The 2,522-nt window shown below is 62.3% G+C and carries 2 protein-coding genes; both read left to right on the top strand.

Annotated elements, in window-relative coordinates; translation table 11 throughout:
- The first annotated feature begins 122 nt into the window (after positions 1 to 122).
- A complete protein-coding gene (gene istA, locus C7441_RS23650; RefSeq protein ID WP_069708665.1) occupies positions 123 to 1,619 on the top strand; it encodes an IS21 family transposase in 1,497 nt (498 codons plus the stop codon).
- Positions 1,616 to 2,386, top strand: coding sequence for an IS21-like element helper ATPase IstB (istB, locus tag C7441_RS23655; protein ID WP_069708664.1), 771 nt, complete (start codon positions 1,616 to 1,618; stop codon positions 2,384 to 2,386). Before istA ends, istB begins: the two co-directional genes overlap by 4 nt.
- Positions 2,387 to 2,522: the final 136 nt, after the last annotated feature.

The raw sequence follows: 2,522 nt of genomic DNA on the forward strand, positions 1-2,522 counted from the left end.
TGAGAGCGGCGGTGCAAAAACCGGCCACGGTAGCGGCGGGATAGTCCGGCCGCGGGCGGAGTAAAATCCGGCCACCTATTTCCCTTCTGCATTGAACGCAGGAGGGACAGGGGATCTACACCGTGGAACTTTATCTGAAGGTTCGCCTGGCCGTCTCGGAAGGGATGAGCCGGCGTCAGGCAGCGAAGCATTTCAACATATCGCGCGACAGCGTTGCCAAGATGCTGTCGTATTCGACTCCTCCCGGCTATCAGCGCCGGTCACCGATCCGACGTCCGAAGCTGGATGCATTTGTTTCGACCATCGATCATTGGCTGGATGAGGACCTGACGGTTCCGCGCAAGCAGCGCCATACGGCCAAGCGAGTGTTCGACCGGCTGCGTGCCGAATGCGGGTTCACCGGCGGCTACACGATCATCAAGGATTACATGCGCGAGCGAGAGCAGCGCTGCCAGGAGATGTTCGTGCCGCTGTCGCATCCGCCCGGCCATGCACAGGCGGACTTCGGCGAGGCGATGGTGGTGATCGGCGGTGTCGAGCAGAAAGCCCGTTTCTTTGTGCTCGACCTGCCGCATAGCGACGCCTGCTATGTGCGAGCCTATCCCGCTGCGGTGGCTGAGGCGTGGGTCGATGGCCACATCCATGCGTTCGCCTTCTTCGGGGCCGTGCCGCAATCGATCGTCTACGACAATGATCGTTGCCTGGTGGTCAAGATCTTGCCCGACGGCACGCGCAAGCGAGCGGCGCTGTTCAGCGGCTTCCTGTCCCACTACCTGATCCGGGATCGCTACGGTCGCCCCGGCAAGGGCAACGACAAGGGGAATGTCGAGGGCCTCGTTGGCTATGCTCGTCGCAACTTCATGGTTCCGATCCCACGGTTCACGACATGGGATGTGTTCAACACCTGGCTGGAAGAGCAGTGCCGCAAGCGCCAGCACGACAGGCTGCGCGGCGAGAGCGAGACGATCGGAGAGCGGCTGCAGCGCGATCTCGCCGCCATGCGCGCATTGCCGGCTTCGCCGTTCGATGCCTGTGACCAGGCCAGCGCCAGAGTGACGGCGCAATCCCTGGTCCGCTACAAGACCAACGACTACTCTGTTCCGGTCGCCTATGGCCACAGGCAAGTCTGGGTCCGGGGTTATGTCGACGAGGTGGTGATCGGCTGCCGCGGCGAGATCATTGCTCGTCATCCCCGGAGCTGGGAACGGGAAGACGTCGTCTTTGATCCCATCCATTACCTGCCGCTGATCGAGCAGAAGATCAATGCATTGGATCAGGCCGCCCCTCTTCAGGGATGGGAATTGCCCGAAGAGTTCGCCACGCTGCGCCGCCTGATGGAAGCACGTATGGCCAAGCAGGGCCGCCGTGAGTATGTGCAGGTGCTGCGTTTGCTGGAAAGCTTCGATCTCGTCGATCTGCACGGGGCGGTGAAGCAGGCCCTCCAACTCGGCGCGATCAGCTTCGACGCCGTCAAGCATCTTCTCCTGTGTCGGGTGGAGCGCCGGCCGCCACGGCTGGACCTGTCCATCTATCCTTACCTGCCAAGGGCGACGGTCGAGACGACGTCGGCGAAGGCATACATGCGCCTCCTGTCATCGGATGCAGGAGAAGCGGCATGAGCGCCGAAGCGCCTGACAATCCCCCTGCGATTTTGCTTTCCCATTACCTCAAGACCCTCAAGCTGCCGACCTTCCAGCGCGAGCACCAGAAGCTGGCCCGGCTATGCGCGTCCGAAGGCGTGGACCATGTCGGATACCTTGCTCGTCTTGCCGAGCGGGAGATGATCGAGCGGGACCGCCGCAAGGTCGAACGCCGTATCAAGGCGGCGAAGTTCCCGGTCGTCAAAAGCCTCGACAGCTTCGACTTCACCGCCATTCCGAAGCTCAACAAGATGCAGGTATTGGAATTGGCGCGCTGTGAATGGATCGAGCGCCGCGAGAACGTCATCGCGCTCGGCCCCAGTGGCACGGGCAAAACTCATGTCGCCCTCGGTCTCGGTCTGGCCGCCTGCCAGAAGGGCTTGGCAGTCGGCTTTATCACGGCCGCCGCTCTCGTCAGCGAGATGATGGAGGCTCGCGACGAACGGCGTCTTCTGCGCTTCCAGAAGCAGATGGCTACCTACAAGCTCCTCATCATCGACGAGCTGGGCTTCGTGCCGCTCTCCAAGACCGGGGCGGAACTGCTGTTCGAGCTGATCTCGCAGCGTTACGAACGCGGCGCGACGCTGATCACCAGCAATCTGCCTTTCGATGAATGGACGGAGACGTTGGGCTCCGAGCGTCTGACCGGCGCACTGCTCGATCGCATCACCCACCACGTCAACATCCTCGAGATGAACGGCGAAAGCTACCGTCTCGCCCAAAGCCGCGCCCGAAAGGCAGGCTGAAGCCCTCACGAAAATAGCCGACGCCGCAAGCGGGAAACTCTAGTCGGGCTACGCCCTCCCGCCGTTCCCCGCTTGCGGCGCCAAGTGGCCTACTTTTGCGCCGCCCAACGGCCTGGTTTTGCTCCGCCGTTGACAC

This window comes from Pseudaminobacter salicylatoxidans, assembly GCF_003148475.1.
Lineage (GTDB): Bacteria > Pseudomonadota > Alphaproteobacteria > Rhizobiales > Rhizobiaceae > Pseudaminobacter > Pseudaminobacter salicylatoxidans.

Bases quoted from the DNA above. Each gene is read 5' to 3' on its own strand.
- istB (WP_069708664.1), top strand. From the start codon at position 1,616: ATGAGCGCCGAAGCGCCTGACAATCCCCCTGCGATTTTGCTTTCCCAT.